This window comes from Arthrobacter sp. P1_D4, from assembly GCF_056406115.1.
Window position 1 is genome coordinate 23,539 of the sequence record NZ_JBFUAU010000012.1, and the last position, 19,188, is coordinate 42,726.

The 19,188-nt window shown below is 62.6% G+C and carries 10 protein-coding genes; 2 read left to right on the forward strand and 8 right to left on the reverse strand.

Going from position 1 to position 19,188, the window contains the following annotated elements:
• Positions 1 to 247: 247 nt before the first annotated feature.
• From AC1D0A_RS13075 to AC1D0A_RS13110, 8 genes are all read right to left on the reverse strand, one after another.
• Entirely contained in the window at positions 248 to 1,096 is an 849-nt protein-coding gene (locus AC1D0A_RS13075; RefSeq protein ID WP_243177138.1) for a hypothetical protein, read from the reverse strand.
• A gap of 69 nt (positions 1,097 to 1,165) precedes the next feature.
• The gene (locus AC1D0A_RS13080; protein WP_476945994.1) at positions 1,166 to 5,002 is read right to left on the reverse strand and encodes a CDP-glycerol glycerophosphotransferase family protein; all 3,837 of its coding nucleotides are present in this window, start codon (positions 5,000 to 5,002) and stop codon (positions 1,166 to 1,168) included.
• Positions 5,003 to 5,088: 86 nt separating this feature from the next.
• Positions 5,089 to 8,718: a bifunctional glycosyltransferase/CDP-glycerol:glycerophosphate glycerophosphotransferase gene (locus AC1D0A_RS13085; protein ID WP_476945995.1), complete on the reverse strand. Its 3,630-nt coding sequence runs from the start codon at positions 8,716 to 8,718 to the stop codon at positions 5,089 to 5,091.
• A gap of 228 nt (positions 8,719 to 8,946) precedes the next feature.
• Positions 8,947 to 10,554, reverse strand: a complete 1,608-nt coding sequence (locus AC1D0A_RS13090) for a TIGR03767 family metallophosphoesterase (RefSeq protein WP_476945996.1) — start codon at positions 10,552 to 10,554, stop codon at positions 8,947 to 8,949.
• Positions 10,555 to 10,783: 229 nt separating this feature from the next.
• A complete protein-coding gene (locus AC1D0A_RS13095; protein ID WP_243177143.1) occupies positions 10,784 to 11,482 on the reverse strand; it encodes a phosphocholine cytidylyltransferase family protein in 699 nt (232 codons plus the stop codon).
• A 213-nt stretch (positions 11,483 to 11,695) separates the two neighbouring features.
• A complete protein-coding gene (gene wecB, locus AC1D0A_RS13100; protein ID WP_476943859.1) occupies positions 11,696 to 12,841 on the reverse strand; it encodes a non-hydrolyzing UDP-N-acetylglucosamine 2-epimerase in 1,146 nt (381 codons plus the stop codon).
• 51 nt (positions 12,842 to 12,892) lie between these two features.
• Positions 12,893 to 13,219, reverse strand: a complete 327-nt coding sequence (locus tag AC1D0A_RS13105) for a hypothetical protein (protein WP_243177145.1) — start codon at positions 13,217 to 13,219, stop codon at positions 12,893 to 12,895.
• Positions 13,220 to 13,288: 69 nt separating this feature from the next.
• A complete protein-coding gene (locus AC1D0A_RS13110) occupies positions 13,289 to 13,864 on the reverse strand; it encodes a YdcF family protein (RefSeq protein ID WP_243177146.1) in 576 nt (191 codons plus the stop codon).
• Between the two features lie 209 nt (positions 13,865 to 14,073).
• On the opposite strand from AC1D0A_RS13110, the gene AC1D0A_RS13115 reads away from it, so the two are divergent.
• Both AC1D0A_RS13115 and AC1D0A_RS13120 read left to right on the forward strand, forming a co-directional pair.
• The gene (locus tag AC1D0A_RS13115) at positions 14,074 to 17,070 is read left to right on the forward strand and encodes a hypothetical protein (protein ID WP_476945997.1); all 2,997 of its coding nucleotides are present in this window, start codon (positions 14,074 to 14,076) and stop codon (positions 17,068 to 17,070) included.
• Between the two features lie 370 nt (positions 17,071 to 17,440).
• Positions 17,441 to 19,180 (forward strand): glycosyltransferase family protein, encoded by a 1,740-nt coding sequence (locus tag AC1D0A_RS13120; RefSeq protein WP_476945998.1) that lies wholly within the window; start codon positions 17,441 to 17,443, stop codon positions 19,178 to 19,180.
• Positions 19,181 to 19,188 lie beyond the last annotated feature (8 nt).

The following is a 19,188-nucleotide window of genomic DNA, read 5'->3' on the forward strand; positions in this document are numbered from 1 at the left end:
AGGGTCGTAGAATCGAATTCCTCACTGTAGCTGTGTTGTCTCTGATTGAGGGGCCTGGGCGCGGATCGCACCAGAGGAGTCGCCCCGGCCATCGTGATTGAGGATGGCTCTACAACCATCCGAACGTTTTGTTTGCGCGCCATGGACAGCGTTCGTTCTCTCTCTGCATGTGAAAATTCTTCAAATCGACCAGACGGTTCTTCGCGCCTGGCTTCCAGCTCCGCGAATAAACTTCTTTGGATTATTTCTATCCGGGGCCCGCCAGGAGTCCTCCGTGTTTTGGACCGAGCTTGAAGTGTTTGTCCCTGTGGCCGCTTCCGTCAAAACCAAACCCGTTGGAATCCTCTCCAAACCGTGGTGCAAGTCCCTCGGCAAGTATTGTTAGGAGGGAAACGACGAACGGAACATTGTAGTGGAGCGTCTGAAGATGATTTCGGGTCAGATCTGACGCTGTCGAAATGAGACTAAAATTCGAGTAACGGCGGAAATAAGGCAGAACCTCATCGAGATAATCTATGCAATGGGGATCGTACGGAGAAGTGATCAGGTATATGTTTCGATCTCTGTTGGAGTCGGACCGGACAACTTCCGGAACTAATGAATTCAGCCACTCGATGTCCGTCGCGAGCGTATTGCCGCTCATGTACTCGATGATCGCTGTTCTTTTTCGATTCAACAGGTAGGAGCCTATGGCGAGCTGGGGTGTTAGGGCCAAAATATTCTTGGCATTGCACCTAATTCCAAGACGCAGTGCGGCCGAACCGCCCTTGGACATCCCCACCATCGTGCAGTCGCTGCTGCTCAGGCCCAGTTGATCTATTACTTCAGCGATGAGCTGCGAAACCGCCACCTCGATTTCGAAGTTACGATTCTCGGTCAGGTAATAGGAATATTCCGCGCCAAAGTCGTCGTAGATCCAAAGGAGATTGGCCCTGTTGTGGGCCAGCAGTGGACCGTCGTGGTCGAAGTCAAGCCAACTTCTATCGGCGCGGATGGAGGTAAATATGACAATGAGGTGCTTAGCCCCCTTCCGCGCGGCTCGAAACTTGAAGTTTACGGGACGCGCGGAGGATGTATAGGGACTAACCAACTTCATGTGGACTTCTCATTCCTTCCGGGAACTTCGCTACTGACAGTATCGTGGTCGCGGCCTGCCGCAATCCAATTAGACCCTGGCCGGGTCCCCTTCAGTGAGATTGTGGGTCAAGAACTGGTTCAGCGCGCTCGCAACGTAGGTCGAAGGATCAAAGTGTTCATGGGGAAGCTCGCCACGCTCGGCTGCTGCCAGCCCCGCAAGCAGACCGTCCTCCGAGTTCTCCACAATCAGGCCATAGCGGTCCTGCAGGACATCCCGCGGTCCAGGCATCTCGGTGCAGACAATCGAAACACCCAAAATCATGGCCTCAAAGAGGACCATAGGTTGGCCCTCGTGGAGAGATGACAGGACGAAGCAATGGGCGTGCTTCAGCGCCGGGTACGGATTCGCCCGCTGGCCGGCCAGCCAGATGTAGTCGGAAGCCTTCTGGCCGACGATCAGCTTCTCGAGTTCATAGCGGAGGGGCCCGTCACCGACGATCATGAGCCTAGCTCCGGGATGGGAGTCGTGGAAACGCACGAAGGCCCTGATCAGTTTTCGATGGTCCTTTTCCGGGGACAACCGACCAATTGCGATGAAGTTGTAGAGTCCGCCCTCGAACCACTCGGCGATGTCGCTGTCGAGGGGTTCCGCGGCTCCCTTGTTAACCCGGCCCGGGTCGATCTGGTTATCGCAGTGCGTGAACGCTGTGCTCTCGAGGGCGTAGGGTCCGGCCAATTCGCGGCGGTTCCTGTCGGAAACGCTGGACGCCACGGAGATGAGCGCGTCGAAATCACGGTACAGCCGGAAAATGATTTCCAGCACGGGGAACTTCATCAGCTTTTCGTTGGCCATGTCGTTGTGCATGTAAATCGATTTATGCGCATGGTCCGGACCATAGGCCACCAAACTTGACCAGTACGGCGCATACCCGTCGAACTCGATGACCGAATCAAACTGGCTGTCACTGAAGATTCGACGGAATTCACGGGCAAAGGACGAGCGATAGATCTGCCACTGTGCCGCTGAAGGCAGGTCCAGGTTCGCCGTCAACTTTCGCGCGATCCAGCGTTCCTCCGGTGTGTGGGACTGGACACCGACCTTGCCGATGATCTGGACGTGGTCAGGCAGTTCCCTGAATTTTTCCAGTCTCGCGGGATTGGCTGCCAGGACTGCAGGTTCAACTACCAGGACGGCACGGAAACGCGAGGTGTCCAGACTGGAGACCAAGTTCCGAAAGGACGTTGCAATGCCGTTAGGGAGCAGTCCGTGGTGGAACAGGAGAGTGGTCTTCTCCTCGGCAGGTTCATCAGCCAGTCCGTCGGGGTCGTCCTCGAGGAAGAACCGGACCACTCTCTTGGCGGAGTTGCCATCCTCCCAGGGGCAGAACTGATCCTTGGCAGCCAGATACCGAGGATCGGAGGCCGGATCACTAGTCAGCGAATTCTGGATGCTTGCCGCGAGATCCGACCTTTCCCGCACGAGGGTGCCGGGCATCTCCTCCATGTCGAAGTAGAGACCGCGGTCCTGTGAGTAGTCGTCCAGATCGAAGGTATAGAAGACGATAGGCCGGCCCGTGGGGAGGAAGTCGAAGAAGATGCTCGAATAGTCCGTGATGAGCACGTCCACCGCGGAAAGCAGGTCATTCGTGTCGATATCACCGGGGACGATCGAGGAGCCGGCATCGAATCCGTCGAGGAGTCCCTCCGTGAGGCGGTGGGCCCGGAAAAACAAGTGATGGTTGGCTCCGCGCATGGCGGCGAGGTCTTCCTGAAGTTTGCTGGCGTCGACGAATCTGTCGTCCGAGGCGCCGCGCCAGGTGGGAGCGTAGAGAACCACCGGCTTCGAGTCATCCGCGGCGATGCCCAGCTGGGACCGCAATTGAAGGCGTTTGGACTCGTCAGCGTTTACCAGGCCGTCAATTCGTGGTGAGCCTGTGACCGCAATCTTGCCCCGGAAAAGGCCCTCAATGTCGTGGCGCTGGATCAAGGCCTGGGACGTGTGGCGGTTCGGACTCATCATGTGGGTTGACTGCAGGAAGTTCCTGGCGATGTTGGCGTGGGCGACGGGACCGCCGGCCATATCCCGGCCCAGGGTCTTCAACGGTGTCCCATGCCAGGTGTTGAGGTACTTCTGGCCATCCTTGCGGATGAAATACGGCGGAAACGACACATTGTTCACGAGGTGTGCGGCTGAGGACAGGACTCTCTTGTACAAGTCCGAGTTTGTCTGGACAAACCTCACATTCTTTCGGCCCCGGAGACGATCGGGGATGTTGTCCTCATTGTTAATGGCCCAGTAGTGACTGAATTCCTGGTAACGCGGATCGGAACAGACCTCGTCGAAAAGTGCCAGGGGGTGGCACCCTATGGAGGAGCCGTGGTTGCTTTCCCACAGGATGATTTTCGGCTCCAGCGGAAGGGTCTCGTAGTACTCAACGTACTCCAGGCTGTTCTTCTGAGCCTTGTTCTTCAGGTAGCTTTCGACGTCGATGCCATCTGATGTCTTGAAGATCCGCATTTGACGGAAGGCAGCACAGGCGGATGTGAAGTCCCCGATCCGGTGGCGCGCGACGCCGAGATAGTAAAAGGAGCGGGGACTGAAGTCATTGTTCCGGGCAACGGACTCAGCGAACGCGGATTCTGCGCTGTCCCAGGCGCCGAGCAGGGCGGAAAAGTCGCCGGCACGCTGCATAATCTCGGACGACTGTTTCGCCGCCAGTGCCGGCACCATTTGGTGCAGTAAATCCTTGAGGTGTGACCCGTCACTATCCTCTGCGGCGTTTGGGCTGCCGGCGGGCGACGGCGGCACCGGGTAGGACGCTGAGACCAGGTAATACTCACACGCCTGCTCGGCCCGACCGGCTGTCTCCAATGCGTAGCCGGCTCGATACGCCCAATATTTCTTGGATGCATCCAGCCGCCACGCGTCCCCGTAGGCTTCTCCGGCTTCAAGCCACTGGAAGTTGCGCTCACGGGCAAGCCCCAACTTATAGTGCCAGTACGGGACATCCGGCTTGAGTGTGATTGCATCTTCGTACGCTTTAGCCGCCTCGGCCCATCGGTAGCACCGGTCAAATGCCAGCCCGACCCGGTAGGCCACCTCGGCATTGGCCGGTTGCCTGCGCAGCTGATCCTGGTAATGTCCCAGCGCCTCTACCCACGCGCCCTTTTTCTGGAAGAATGCACCGATACCCACGACGTCTGATTTGAAATTCTTATCGTGACTAACGGCCAGGGCGTACGCTTCGTCGGCTTTTTGGGTCTGGCCACTGAGAGCATTGGCGTGTCCCTCGTAGAAATACCATTCGGCGTTCCCTGGAAGTATTGCGTTAGCTTCGGCGTAGGTCGCCGCAGCCTCCCTGAAGCGTTTCATGCCGAACTGTGCAGCCCCGAGCTGGGCAAGCCATGCGGCATTGCCTTCATGGGCTTCTTTTCCAGCAGTCAGAATTTCCAGTTCCTGCCACAATGGGCCTTTGTTTTCCCGAAGACGTGTGAGCTTTTCCGAGTGGTAGTCAGGGTTCCGTCGCTGTGCCAGGACAAGGGCCAGTTCCGGCTCAGATATAGCGTATGCAGCCCGCACGGCGCTTAGCCTTCGCTGCCAGCGGTCCCGGTGTGGCTCCAGCTCAAGTGCAATGACGTAGTTTTCGGCAGCGTCCGCCAAGAGCCCCAACTGTTCCTGGACGTAACCGAGCCGGTAGTGCCATGAAGCCATGCCATGTTGCAGCGACGTAGCTGTTTGGAGGTGCGTCGCAGCCTGATCGAACTGCCCGAGGTGGAAGTGGGCATGCCCAAGACGGAATGCCAGTTCGGCGTCGGCGCCTGCTGCCCCGGCGAGCAGGGCGGTGTAGACCTCGACGGCCGTCTCCCACTCCATCTTTTCCTCGAGAAGCAGGCCATGTTCAATCGTGTTTTGCGCTGGGCTCATTTGTAATGGGTCCTAAATTGGTTGCTGCCGTGTGGCATGACCGGCTGGCGGTGGCCATTCCGGTATTCCTGTGCTGTCGGGTGCGACTAGTTCTCGCGGAGGGACGGTGAGCTGTCAGTGCCCACCATCAGCGGTTCGCTCGGGCCATTCGGCCAGAGGGCATCGAACACGCGCGCCGTCGCCTGCCCGTCGCAGTAGGGCGCGAACATCTTGACGAACGTTTCGTATTTCGGGGCGAACTGGCGGGAGACGTCCGTGATGTTCTGGATGGAATGAACGACTTCCTCCGTCGTGCTGAGGAGTGGGCCCGGAGCCTTTTCCTCAAGATCGAAGTAGAAGCCGCGGGTCGAGTCACGGTACTGCGCGATGTCCGGGGTCAGGAAGATGATCGGCTTGCCCGTCACGCAAAAATCGAACATGACGGACGAATAATCGTTCACCAGGATGTCTGCGGCGGTGTAGAGGTCGTTGACCTCCGGGTACTCGGTCACATCGATCACAAACTTGTTGGCCGCCGTCTGCCGCTGGCTTGCGATGTTGTGGTGTCCGCGCAGGAGCAGCACGTAATCACTGCCCAGCTGCTGCTGGGCTTTTTCGAAATCGAGGTACGTGACCATCTCGTACTGCCTGGAGGCGTTCTTTGCATCGTCGCGCCAGGTGGGAGCATAAAGAATCGCGGTCTTGCCCTCGGGGATGCCCAGCTTGGTCCGGATGGCGGCCCGGCTCTGTTCCATCTGTTCGGGGGTAAGGCTGTCATTGCGGGGATAGCCCTCGGTTACTACCCGCCCTTCGAAGCCGAAGCAATTTGCAAGGACCCCGGCGGCGTATTCATTCTGCGCCAGGAGGGCATCCCAGTACTCCGCCTCGCGCCACATGAGGTTCCAGTAGGAGAGGGAGAAGCTCGTCCGCGCGACGTCGTTGCCCAGCTTCTTGAGCGGAGTGCCATGCCAGGTCTGGATGTAGACCTGACCTTCGCGCTTACGGAAGTAGAACGGGAAATTGTTGTTGTTGATCAGGATCCGGGACTCGGTCAGGAGCTGGTACCAAAGGCGGGAGCCGATCAGCACCGGTTCGGTTCCGGCCGGCACGGGCACCGAGAAATCAGCGACGGCCCAGTACATCGGCCACTGGCTGCTCCTGCGCTGGAACTCTTCCAGAAGGCGTCGCGGGCTGTCCGTGGCACGGCGGCCGCCGAAGCACATGAACAGAACGGCGTCCTTGAGTTCATTGCTCCCGGCCAGCGTGACCGGAGTGCGCAGCGTCTGTTGCTCGAACCTTCCCACCTCGTCCGCCGCGAACGGCGGACGCAGGTGGATAGTGAGCGCACCGTTTTTGGAGGTGCGGCTCACGCCTACCTCCAGCCGGTCCGCGTCCATCCTTGCCGGCATCTGCTTCTGCAGACCGGATGACGCCGGGATCCAGTGGCCGAGGGTGTCGGCGACTCCCGGGGAAACGAACCGCACGCTGTAGGCGCCGGCCTCGGGCATCACTTCCTCGCCGCCCCACGGGTTCTGCGGAAGCAGGAAATCGGCGGTGAACGCATTGCTTCCATCGTTGGTGCGGACCTGCAGGACAACGTCCGTCGCCGGGATGACGGCCTTCCCGCTGGAGAGGACAACCCGCGGTGCACGGATGACATGCATGTCCGCTGTGCCTGCAATGCGCAGGGTCCGCTTGTCGGCTGAGACTTCGACGGTCGAAGCAATGATTCGGCTCTTGCGCTCTTCGACGGTGATGAAGCCGTAACCGGTCAGTCCCAGCCTGAGGCTTCGCGTCTGATCCGAGCGGGACTCCAACTCCGCGGTTCCCTCCGGCCACGCCACCGGCTGCGGGCCCTTGGCGCCGCTTTCCAGGCGCAGCTGCCATTCATATTCGGTCGTATTCCCGGCGCCACTGCCCAGCGCCGGGACGTTGATGACGTAGACAGCCCGGTTTCCGTCAACTTCCTGGAAAGTCGCAGTCTTCCGGATGCCAAACTTTCGGCTCTCGATGGATACTTTGGCGGGAACGGGGGCCCCGTCAGCGGCTTCAACAGTCAGCCGCAGGGTTCGCCCGGTGAGGTCCACGGATGTCGCCACGTAGAGCGGCGTCACCGGAACGAAGGTCAGGCCAGTGGTGGCGGCGCGCATCTCCACGGCCATCCGGGACGAGCCCACCATGGGCCCCACGGGCAACTGCCCGGTGGACCCGGTCAGGTCACGGAGCCTCAACGGCGCTGCGATTGTCCGGCCGCCGGCGCTGACAGTCAGGAGGACGTGCCAGTTGGCGGGCGCCGTGGCCTCATCGTCTGCCAACATCACGGCCGGATCGATGACAGCACTGAATCCTGCCTCGGCGTAGGACGTCCAGTTGTCGTTGGACTGCCAGTCGATGGACTTGTCGGAGTGGCGCTCCACCGCCAGAGCGACTGTCGCCCCGCTGCTGGCGTTGACCAAGGACGCATGGATGGAGAGGCTGCCGTCAGCCGGGTCCACGGAGGAGATGTACGCATGCCCTCCGATCATCAGCCGGCCGTCGGGCTGCCAGTCGAAGTGAGTCATCCTGCTCACCATTTGAAGATCGTCATCGCTGCAGGCCAGCAGATCCGGATCGTAGCCTGAAAGCTCAGCCAGGTACCGGGGTTGCGCCAGGATCCCGGAGTCCGTAATCAGCGTCGGAAAGCTGGAACCGTAGTCGCTCCGGTGGTTGCAGATTCGGACTACGTCCGCGCGTGAGTCCGTGAGCACGGCGGAGAGGATCAGCCGGTTGTGGATCCGGATGGCATTCCAGTCCAGATCCAGGCCGTCGCTGAGGCGCAGCACGGTGGCGTGCAACAGATCCCAATACTCGGGATCCGTACGCGGCACGACCTCGTAGTAACGGAAGAGCCCATTGCCCAGTTCTCCGGATAGCCAGCGCCGGTAGTGGTCAGGAGCCGAGACCGTGCTGACCACGGAGGCCAGGGCCTCAAGCCGGTGCAAGCGGTCACTGAGGTACTCCGTCTGGCACAGAAGCTCGCGGGCAGGAGGGCGAACTGCGGAGTCAATGGACGTGTTTATGACCTGGGCATCAAGAATGTCGAATGACTTGGCGCGCATGTAAAGGGTCGCGACTGCCTCGTACTGCCAGTGCTCCCGGGCGAGTGCAACGTCGGCAGTGGCCGAGATCCAGAAGTCACGGGTGAAAAGCTTGTTGGCGAGTGCACCATCGAGCAGTATCTCCGGCACGTCCGCGACGGCCGCGGCGGCCCGGGGTTCAGCGTGGATCTCCCGCTGCCAGGATGGGGTGGTGCTGGACTTGCCCTTGGATATTCCTGTCATGCCGACGGCGAAGGATGAGCCTGTCTCACGCAGCGACCGGTACATGATGTCCAGGCCCCGGTTTTCGACCACGTCGCCGGCCGTGAGGAACATCAGGTACGGGGCCCGCGACGAAGCCACAGCCCGGTTCCGGGCTTCCTCCTCGCCGGTGCCGGGCAGGGCGAGGTACTTCACACGGCCGTCCCGCCGCACGAACGCCTGTGCGGATGTTCTGCCCAGGCCGGCCAAGGACGTGTCGACGACGATCATGTCCAGCGCGGACGGCTGCTGGCCCACCACGCTGCGCAGCGTGGCCTCCGGATTGGGAGCATAGTCTGTGACCAGGACGACAACAGTGAGCCGCGCTAGCTGAAGGCGTGCAACCCCCGTTGTCCCCAGCATCCGCTGGACCCGGGCCAGGTTCGCGGGGTGTGCCATTCTCCGGAACTTGGTCTGCTGCTCCTTGGGCAATGCCCGCCACACACGCCGAAGGTTCCTCTTAGCCGTGGCTTTCAGCGAAGCTATTGCTTGGCTCTGGTCGTGACCTGGCATTGTCTGATTCGCTTCTTTCGTCTGTTCCAACCGGTGGTTGTAGCTTCATGATCTTTTGGTCCGAGTAAATCGTTGCACGAGCGCAAACGCCCGACCGCTGCCGGGCAGTCTACGTCAGAACGGTTTCAGCAGGACAAGGTCAACATTCTGGTCTCCGGCGCTTCCCCGCACGGCCTCGACATCAAGCCCTGGACGATTCATGGAGAGCTCAAGGCTCAAGGCCGCAAGGGAACCCGGAGTCTGGCTTTCTCCGTACGTCACGCTGTCGGGCTCAGAGTGGTCAACCAGAGTCGCCACGATTGACAGGGTCCCGTCGCCGTTGTCCAGCAATTCAACAATTCTCGATTGCTGCGGATAGTCAATCAGCGAGGCTGTAGTGATTTCCCAGAATCCGCCATGCTCAAAAATGGCTTTGTGCGGTGTCACCCGGTGTTTGTGTCCGTGACCGTTCACCCAGGCGACCACGTTGGGAAAACGGGCGATGAGTCGCAGGACCTTCGATCGGCTCAGGAAAGTGGGCCCGTCGCCGGACGAGGGCTGCTTGGCGGCAAAGGCTGACAGCGGGTGATGGCCAAACAGGATTACGAGACGGTCGCCGGCCTTCGAGGTGACGAGTTTGCCCTCGGCATCGTAGAACTTCCCGGAAACCCGCTGCAGTTGTTCCTCCAGCCAATCCGCCTGGGCGGCGTCCAGCGCCGCCTCAGTGCCGCCGTCGGGACTTGCGGTGTTCAACATGATGCCGACAACATCCGGCGACAGGTCGAACGTGTAGCACGGATCGGCCCGGGAACCCTTGCCGGAACCGGAGCGGAACCGTGGATTTCCTGCGTCCTTCGGCCACGCGTCCATAAATTCCGTCTTGCTGAATGCGCGCCGAAGTTTCGATGGCGGCACTTGTCTCGACGGCAGCGAAGCGATGAGGCTCCGGCGTTCACTGTCATTGGAGGTCCTGACTGTTTCCCAGAAGTCAGTCGTGTCCATGCCGGACGGCAGCCGGGTGGGCAGCCGGTCGCCGATTCGAAGAGCACCGACGAACTCGGCTTTTGGAGAAATGGGACCGGACGCCGGCTGGCCGGATTCATCATGGTTGCCGACGCCGATGTACCAGGGGAAATCCGAACCTTCCGCCGCTATCGGCTGCAGTGCGGCCGAGAGATATCCCGGAATTGTGGGATACCCATAACGGCTCTTCCACTCATCCGGAGACCTCAGCGTGGATTCCGGTTCGGGATGCCAGATGTATTTGGACAGTTCCACCGGGGCCGGACCATGATCCTGGATCCCCTCGTACACTCCATTCGGAGACGACGTCACGGGACCGCCCTTAACTACGCCGATCGCCGCCGACAGTTCACTGACGGCAAAGGAGTTCGTGAGGTCGCCCGTAATTACCAGGCAGTCCAGAGCCCGGTCGCTGACCGGTCCGCGCCCGATGACATTCATTTTGCGGACCATCGCGTCCAAGACATGGGCGGTCAGAAGGTCGTGCGGGCGAAACTTCCCCGAGTTCGGAAATCCGTCCGAGAAGTCGAGGTACTGCCAAAGAAAGGACAGTCTCCCCGGACTGGCCGCATCCAGCACATGACTATCAGTCAGGTGCCCAAAAGCAGCCAGCCCGCTCCTCGCGCCGTTTGCCGGGCGTATGCGGGCACAAAGCTCCTCGCGTACCTGTGCTTCGATACCCGGACCCCGTGTGAGCCGCCGGTAGGGAAGCTTCGACACCCTCCGGGGTCCCAGCACAACCGTGGCGTCCAACGTTGTTGACGAGCCACTTGTCCGTAGCGCCGCTGCACCCGGCGGGGGTGTGCTCGGAGTTCCGTCGGAGGACTCCGATATCCCCAAAAGGGTGACACCGATCGCGCCGCCAAACGCCCAGCGAGCGGCGTCCCGTCGCGATAGTTCCTTCTTGCTTTGCTCACGCACTTGCTGATGTGGCCCTTTGATGCTGCCCTTAGATGCTGGCGTTGGCCCGGACCAGGTCGTCCGGGAAGTCAACTTCCACAGCGTAGAACTCGCTGATGTCCACCGGGGTCCACTTGACGTCGTCCTGCTTGATGGTCAGCTCGATCGCGCCTTCGAAGTAATCCTGGTCATCGACTTCAATGAGCCGCTTGAGGAGCTTCTTCTTGTCCTTGGAGCTGACGTAGTTGATGCCGACAGCCTCACCGCGGGCAACGTCCGCAGGCACGGCCTTGGAGAGCTCCAGAATGTTGCCGTCGGCGTCGGTGGTGTACTTCACTTCCTCATCCGAAACCGAGGACACATCGACGGTGATGAATGATTCATCGCGCTTGATGTAGGGCATCAGCATCTGGAGGATGTCCGGATCGAACACGACGTCGCCGTTCATCCAGAGCACGCCGCCCTTGGCCGAATTCCGGATTGCCTTCAGGAGGCTCTTGGAGGTGTTGGTCTGGTCAAAGTTCTCGTTGTACACAAACGACGCGTTCGGTACGTGTTCCAGGATCATTTCGAGCTTGAACCCGACAGCAATCGTGAGGCGCAGGCCTTTGCCGAATGCATTCTGCAGGTTCTGGACCTGCTGGTGCATGATGGTGCGCCCATCGCTGAGCTCTGTCATGGGCTTCGGGTGTGGGCGCGCCAGCCGCGTTCCCATTCCGGCGGCAAGAATTACGGCCTGGACTTTCATGTGTCTTTTCCTCTTCTACGAGCGATCCTGGTGGCGGGAGCGGCGAGCCATTGCATCGCTAGAGATCGCCCCGGGACCCTGTGCACGGGCCAGGAGGCGCTTCCCCCGCGTCCAAGCATAAGGGTTCAGCGTCGGTGGCGCCGAATGGCGCTGGCCACTCGACGTTAATGCTGGGTTAACTTTGCGTCGACCTGGTGGCAATCCGGCGGGCGCCTACGCGCCGTCGAATTCGCCAATCCGGGATCCCACGCCTACCAGTTCTTCGATGGCTGCGACGGTGCGCGCGGCGGCCTTGCCGTCCCCATACGGGTTGACGGCGTTGGCCATTGCGGCGAAGTGCCCCTGATCGTGGATCAGCCGGGACACTTCGGACACAATCCGTTCCTCGTCGGTGCCGATCAGCAGCACCGTCCCTGCATGCACAGCCTCGGGCCGCTCGGTGTTTTCCCGCATCACCAGGACCGGCTTGCCCAGGCTTGGGGCTTCTTCCTGGACGCCGCCCGAATCCGTCAACACGAGGTGGGCAACGGACAGCAGGCGGGTGAACTCGCCGTAGGCCAGCGGTTCGGTGACGAGCACGTTGGGTTTGCCGTCCAGCGCGGGCAGCACCGCCTCGCGCACCACCGGGTTCTTGTGCGCGGGAAGGACAATCGTCAGTTCCGGCTCGGCGTCGGCGATCCGGGCCAGCGCGCGTCCCATATTGCGCATGGCATCGCCCTGGTTTTCGCGGCGGTGGGTGGTCACCAGCAGGATTCGGCGGCCGCTGGTGGCCAGCTCTTCCAGCCTGGGGTCCGTGAAGGGGAGCTGTTTGTCCACTGTGGCCAGAAGGGCATCAATCACCGTGTTGCCGGTCACGACGATGTCCTCGGGGCTGACGCCTTCCCGCAGCAGGTTTTCCCTGCTGGTGGAGGTGGGGGCCAGATGCAGGCGGGCGATCTGGCTGGTGATCTTGCGGTTGGCTTCTTCGGGAAACGGCGAGAGCAGGTCGCCGCTGCGCAGCCCGGCTTCGACGTGCACCACGGGGATGCCGTGGTAGAAGGCCGCGATGGCGGCGGCCGTGGACGTGGTGGTATCGCCCTGGACCACGACGGCGTCCGGCCTCGACCCGGCAAAGAGTGTCTCCAGGCCGTCGATGGTGCGCGTCATGATGGCGGATAAGGTCTGGCCCTGCCGCAGGATATTGAGGTCGTGGTCCGGGACGATGCCGAACAGTTCGTTGACTTGGTCCAGCATCTCGCGGTGCTGCCCGGTGACAGTCACGATGCAGTCGAAGTGCGCAGACTCCTGCAGGGCGCTGACGATCGGGGCCATCTTGATGGCTTCCGGCCTGGTTCCAAAGATCGGCATGATGCTGTGCATGGACTATCCCCCAGAAGGTTGGTTGTGCTGTAACGGCTAGGCCGGGCGGGTTCAGCCCAGCAGCAACAAGGCGATCACGAGGGCCGGGACGCTGACCACTACGACCAGAACGGCGATCAGTGCCGCAAGGCGCTTGCGGCGGTAGGCCATTTCTTCGTCGGTGGGGTCCAGTTCGGCGGCCCGCTTGGCCGAGGCTGGTCGATCCCGGGGCGTTGGTTCTTCGGCCGCCTGTTCACGCGCTGCGCGGCCTGCGGGCAGCGGAAGCGGCTCGGCGTCCGGGACCAGGAGTGTATCTGGTATGTCCTCGTGCAGGCGGCGCCGGCGCAAGTGCCGCGGTGCTGCGGTCAGTGGGGGAGCGCCGTCGGCAGGGTTCTCCAACGTATCGTCCTCCTCAGTTCAATGAATCGTCCGGCTTCGACCTGACGGCTTCAATTCTTACATTTTCGCTCACTGATTGGCGCATTCCGGCCGCAGGGAAGCGTCGATCAGTCCTCCGGTTTCGATCACAAACCGCCGCAGCCATTGGCCCAAATCCAGGTCCGGATGTGAGGCAACCATCTGTACGTCCGCCGTCGTGCACTGGCCAATCAGGCGCCCCGCGCGGGTGAGGTGATAACTGGACGTCACTACGGTGACGGACTTCCAGCCGTTGGCCTTGACCAGGCCGGAGATTGCCAGTGCTTCGCCGCGGGTGTCCAGGTCCGGGGGGCGGAAGCAGATGACGGCCGCGTTGGGGAAGGCGGCTGAATTGCATGCCTCATCCGCCGCCCGGTTGCCGAACGTGTCCGTGTGCGAGATCACGAGGACCGGAACGTGGAAATCGGCCTGGAACTGGCGCGCCACCGGCAGGCGCTCGGACGCCGCGCCGCCCAGCATGATGACGGCGTCCGTCCGGTGCAGGCTGAGCGGGTCCACGTTGACGAACAGTTGGAGGGCGATGATCAGCCACAGCAGGAGGCCTCCGACGGCGACGGCGAGCACCCTGCGGGTGGCGGTATTCACCGCGGCGACGGAAGGAGGCACGGCTAAGAGTTTGGCACGCGGTTTTCAGGTGGCGAAATGGTGCGCCGGTTCTGCGCCAAAACTTGCACAAAAGAATGCGTGATGCAGTTGTGATTTTGGAGATCAAAGTTACTGGGGTGACAGATGTGGATTGCCGTTTATGCTATAGGCAACTTACGTCGCTCCCACCACAGGTCTCCACCTTCGGTCTCACCCCTAAGCGAGCAATCTTGCGAAAACTAAACATAGCGGCAACCGTGATTGCCGCCGTGATGCTGGCAGCAACCTTGCCGCAGGCCGCCGAGGCCGCTGTCGAGGTGCCGCCCGCCGGACAGGTGTCCGCCGGCGCACTGGCGCCGTCGGCTGGCATGCAGACTGGTGCGGTGCCGGCGGTGTCGGACCCGAGCCCGCAGCCGCAGGTGGATGACTTTGTGCGCCCGGAACCTCCCTCAGGCAGGGCAAAGTCCGAGTACACCTACGTCAGCGCGCCGCTGGCCGGCACGTTGAAGACCACATTGGTGACGGTGCAGCTGGCCGACAAGACTGCAGCCGAAACGGACGCGGCCGTCCCCATGGCCGCGGCGAAGGCCTCGCTCAGCGCCGCTAACCGCTACTGGGCCTACGCCACCGCGGGCCGGGTGGACATTGCGCTGGCCTCCTCGCGCCAGCTGCACAAGTCCGCCGCGACCTCCAAGCAGTCGCCGGCGCAGATCGTGGACATCGTCTCCCAGGAGCTGGGCTGGACGCAGAGTTCCTACACGGCGCTGGTCATGTTCATCCCCGGCGCCTACCTCACCAACGGCGCCGCGGGAATGACCTACAGCAACGGCAACATTGGCGGCCGCATCCTGATGCCGCAGAACAGCCGGCTCTCCACGCCGGTCCTGGCACATGAATTCGGGCACGCCCTCGGCATGGACCATGCCAACAGCCTGCTGTGCGGCAGCGGCGCCATGGACGTGGCCTCCGGGCCGTTCGCCGGGTTTGCGGATGCCACCTGCAGCATCAAGACCTACGGCGACAACCTGGATCTCATGGGTATTTCGCACTTCGACCTCATGCCGGAAATCAGCGCCAGCTTCTGGGAAATGGGCCGGTTCGGCAACGGCAACGAGATCGCCAACCTGGGCACGGTATCCGCCCCCCGCACGGTGAACCTCAAGCCTTGGGCCGGAGCAGGTGCCAACCGCGCGGCGAAGTTCACGGACCCGAAATCCGGCGAGGTGTACTTCCTGGAACTCCGCACCCCGGTCGGCTACGACTCCGTCATTGCGCAGGACGGAAACCGCGGCGTGAAGATCACCCAGCAGGGCGGCGGCAACTCCTCGATCCTGCTTCCTCCCAACACCCGGGCGACCGCATTCAACGGCTACTACAGCAACACCCAGGCCTGGCAGGCCGGTCAGGCTTTTACAACGCACGCGGGCACCAAGGTCTCCATTGACGCTGTCAGCAACACCGCGGCCACCGTGACGATCCGTCCGCCGGGTGCGCCCGCGAAGGGCTCCTTCGACAGCGCAGCCCTCGCGGTCACCTCGTCCGGCGCCACCATCAACGTCCGCGGATGGTCGGTGGATCCGGCGGCGGCCTCCACCTCCACCCAGACGCACGTTTACGTCACAGCACCTGACGGGACGACGACGGGCCACGCCTTCACCGCGGACAAGCCGCGCGCCGACGTCAACGCGGCGCTGGGCATCAGCGGAAACCACGGCTTCCAGGAGTCGATCACCGTCAAAGCGGCCGGACAGTATCAGGCCTGCGCCTATGCGATCGGCATCTTCAACAACACAGCGCTGGGCTGCCGGACCCTCACCCTGGCCGGCACTCCCGCTCCCGAGGGATCCCTCGATGAGGTCACCACCGCCATGGTGTCTGGCAAACCGTCCATCAAGTTGCGGGGCTGGGCCGTGGACCGCGGCCAGGCAGGCGCGTCCATCCCGGTCCACGTCTACGTGACCACCCCCGCAGGGGCCACCACCGGCCAGGCCTTCACCGCAAACCTGCAGCGCCCGGACGTCAACCAGGCCTTGGGGGTCAGCGGCGCGCACGGGTTTGCGGTCACCGTCCCGGCGACCGAGACCGGCACGTATCGGGTCTGTGCCTACGCCATCCCCGTCGCCCCGTTTGCTGCCGGTAACACCACCCTGGGCTGCCGCAACGTCCCGGTGGCCGTCAGTGACCCGCCCACCGGATACCTGGATTCCGTGGCGTTCATCAACGCCGGGGCCTCGGCGCGGCTGGACGTCGCAGGCTGGTCCTTCGACGCCGGCGTCCCGTCGGCGTCGATCCCCGTCCAGCTGAGTGTCACGGCGCCCGACGGCAGCACCAAGTCAGTGACCACCACCGCCAACGCTGCCCGGAGCGATGTCAATGCCGCCATGGGGATCGCCGGTTCGCACGGGTACCAGACATCCGTGAGCGTGACGAAGGCCGGTACGTACCGCGTCTGCGCCACCGGAATCGCGGTCGCGACCCTGACCAAGGGCAACGGCTTCCTGGGCTGCGTGAACGCTACGGCGACCCCTGCTGCGCGGCCGGTCGGCTACGTGGACTCCATTGTGGTGCAGACCAGGACGCCGTCGGCGGTTATCACGGCGTCAGGCTGGACGTACGAACCCGGTACACCGGCGGGCTCCAACGCCGTGCATATCTACGTCACGGGCCCGGACGGCAAGACCAAGGGCTACCCCTTCACCGCGAACGGGACCCGGCCGGACGTCAATGCCGCGTTTTCGCTGACCGGAAGCCACGGATTCCAGAACAGCATCCCGATCACCCTGTCCGGCCGCTACCGCGTGTGCGCTTACGGCATCTCCGTGAGCCCGCTGAGTGCGGGCAACACACTGCTGGGCTGCCGGGATGTGGTTGCGCAGCCCGCCGCCCCGGTGCGGGGTTACCTCGACACCGCCCGCCTGTCCGGGACCAGCACGAATAAATCGATCGTGGCGACCGGCTGGGCCATGGATCCGGGCTTCACGAGCCAGAGTGTTCCGGTCCGCGTCACCGTGAAGTCACCGGATTCGAGCTCCAAGAGCTACAGCGTCACGGCCAACCTGGCCCGGCCGGATGTAAATAGCGCGCTGGGCGTGCCGGGAAACCACGGCTACCGTGCCGCCATTCCCATCAAGGCGCGGGGCAAGTACACCGTCTGTGTCTCCAGCGCCGGGGCCGGCGTCCTGCGGACCGGGGTGTCCGCGCTGGGGTGCCAGTCCCTTAGCTACTGACGGGCTGACTGGCCCGGCGCTGTTTGGCCATCGTTCACCTCGGACCGCCATTCCCTTTACCTGAGCCCCCTACCTTCGATGAAGGTAGGGGGCTCAGCGGCTTCTTGGCCCTTAGACGGACTTCCTGTTGGCTGCCCGACGGTGGTGCCCCTGCGCTGACGCAACGCCGTATTGGACGCATCATGGAGGAGGACCGGAACTGATGGGCATCCCGGCGGACGCAGAACGAGCCCTGCGGCAGTTGAAAATTCGAGGCAAGGCCCATCTTCAAAGGCGGAGGCCACACCGGAGAACAGAACGGACCCCCGCCGTTCCGCCCGGGACGAATGGTTCAGCGGGCCAGTGGGCGGGGCGGGGGCCAAACCGGCAGTTGCAGTTCACCCCATACGAAGCTTCCGGTCCGGGACCGCGGCGCCCGGACCTGAGCGTGGGCGTGATCCTGGACGATTTCACCCGTACGTCCTTTGCGTTCGAATGGAACCTGCTCGAACTGCGCAAGGAACTGTGGCGTGACCAACTGGGGGAGACCCGCATCGATTTCCTGTTCGTGGAATCTGCCTGGAACGGAAATTCCGGCTCCTGGCAATACCAGCTCACCGGTTCCAAGGGGCCGGGGGTCGAGCTGGTCCGGCTTGTTGAGTGGTGCCGTGCCCGCGGCATTCCGACCGTCTTCTGGAACAAGGAGGACCCACCGCATTACGACGACTTTCTTCCGGCAGCAAAGTTGTTTGACCACGTCTTCACCAGTGATTCGGACCGCATTCCTGATTACGTGAGGGACTTGGGCCACCACGGGGTGGGCACCCTTCCCTTTGCCGCGCAGCCCGCCCTCCACAACCCCGTCCGGCCAGGACACGGATGGCACTCGCGCGGCGTGGCTTTCGCCGGAATGTATTTCGCCCACAAGTATCCTCAACGCCGCGCCCAGATGGACATGCTCCTGGGCGCGGCCAGGACCGAAGCCGGAACCGGCGGCGCCGAACTGGAAATATTCTCCCGCCAGCTGGGCGGGGACCAGAACTACCAGTTCCCGGAGCCGTTCGACCAGCACGTAGTCGGCTCATTGAATTACGCCCAGATGCTGACGGCATACCGGGCGTACAAGGCGTTCCTGAACGTCAACTCGGTGATCGAATCGCCCAGCATGTGCGCCCGCCGGATCTTCGAGATCTCCGCCTCGGGCACACCGGTCGTCTCCGCTCCCAGCGCGGCCATAGCGCAGTTCTTCGAGGACGATGAGGTTCTGGTCGCCGCAGCCCAGCCGGAGGCGGAAATCATGCTGCGCAAGCTGACGTCCAACCCGGAGTTCAACGAACGGGTGGTCCACAAGGCCCAGCGCCGGATCTGGGGAGCCCATACGTACGCGCACCGGGCAGAATCCATTGTCCGGGCGGTCGGGCCGGAGCGATGCCGGCCCGTCGTCCTTCCCTCCGTCAGTGCGCTGGTGAGCACAACCCGTCCGGAACAGCTGGACCAAATATTTCAGACCGCCGGCGGCCAGGCCGACGTCGACCTGGAGCTCATCGTGCTGACCCGCGGCTTTGCGGCCGCCGAGGGTCTCTGCGCCGAACTGGCGCACGCCCACGGCGTGGCGAAGTACCAGGTGCTCGCCGCCCCGGCCGCACTGACCCTCGGCGAGTGCCTCAACCGGTGCGTTGAAGCATCGACGGGTGCGGTGCTCACCAGGATGGACGACGCCGACTATTACGCGCCAAACTACGTCGCCGATCTGCTGTACGCGCTCAGCTATTCCGGGGCGGACGTGGTGGGGAAGCAGTCCCACTACACGCACCTGCGTTCCAGCCGGACCACCATGCTCCGCGCCGCACACCAGGAGCACCGGTTCGGCCGGCGGGTGATGGGACCAACCATCACTGCACACAGGGAGGTCTTCGAGGCGCACCCGTTTGAGGCGCTGGACCGGGGCGAGGACACCGCCTTCCTGGCGTCCGTCGCGGCGTCCCAGGGCTCCATCTACGCAGCCGACAGGTTCAACTACTGCCAGATCCGCCCCGGCGCGGGGAACGGGCCGGGCGTACCGGCCGGGGAGCCCGCAACGGACGGCGAAATTCACATTCTCGAAAATCCACGTGAATTCATCACGCTTTGATAGGGGTT

What these genes read in the sequence shown, in the direction of transcription:
- AC1D0A_RS13075 (WP_243177138.1), bottom strand. Translation starts at nt 1,096, where the DNA reads ATGAAGTTGGTTAGTCCCTATACATCCTCCGCGCGTCCCGTAAACTTC.
- AC1D0A_RS13080 (WP_476945994.1), bottom strand. Translation starts at nt 5,002, where the DNA reads ATGAGCCCAGCGCAAAACACGATTGAACATGGCCTGCTTCTCGAGGAA.
- AC1D0A_RS13085 (WP_476945995.1), bottom strand. Translation starts at nt 8,718, where the DNA reads ATGGCACACCCCGCGAACCTGGCCCGGGTCCAGCGGATGCTGGGGACA.
- AC1D0A_RS13095 (WP_243177143.1), bottom strand. Translation starts at nt 11,482, where the DNA reads ATGAAAGTCCAGGCCGTAATTCTTGCCGCCGGAATGGGAACGCGGCTG.
- wecB (WP_476943859.1), bottom strand. Translation starts at nt 12,841, where the DNA reads ATGCACAGCATCATGCCGATCTTTGGAACCAGGCCGGAAGCCATCAAG.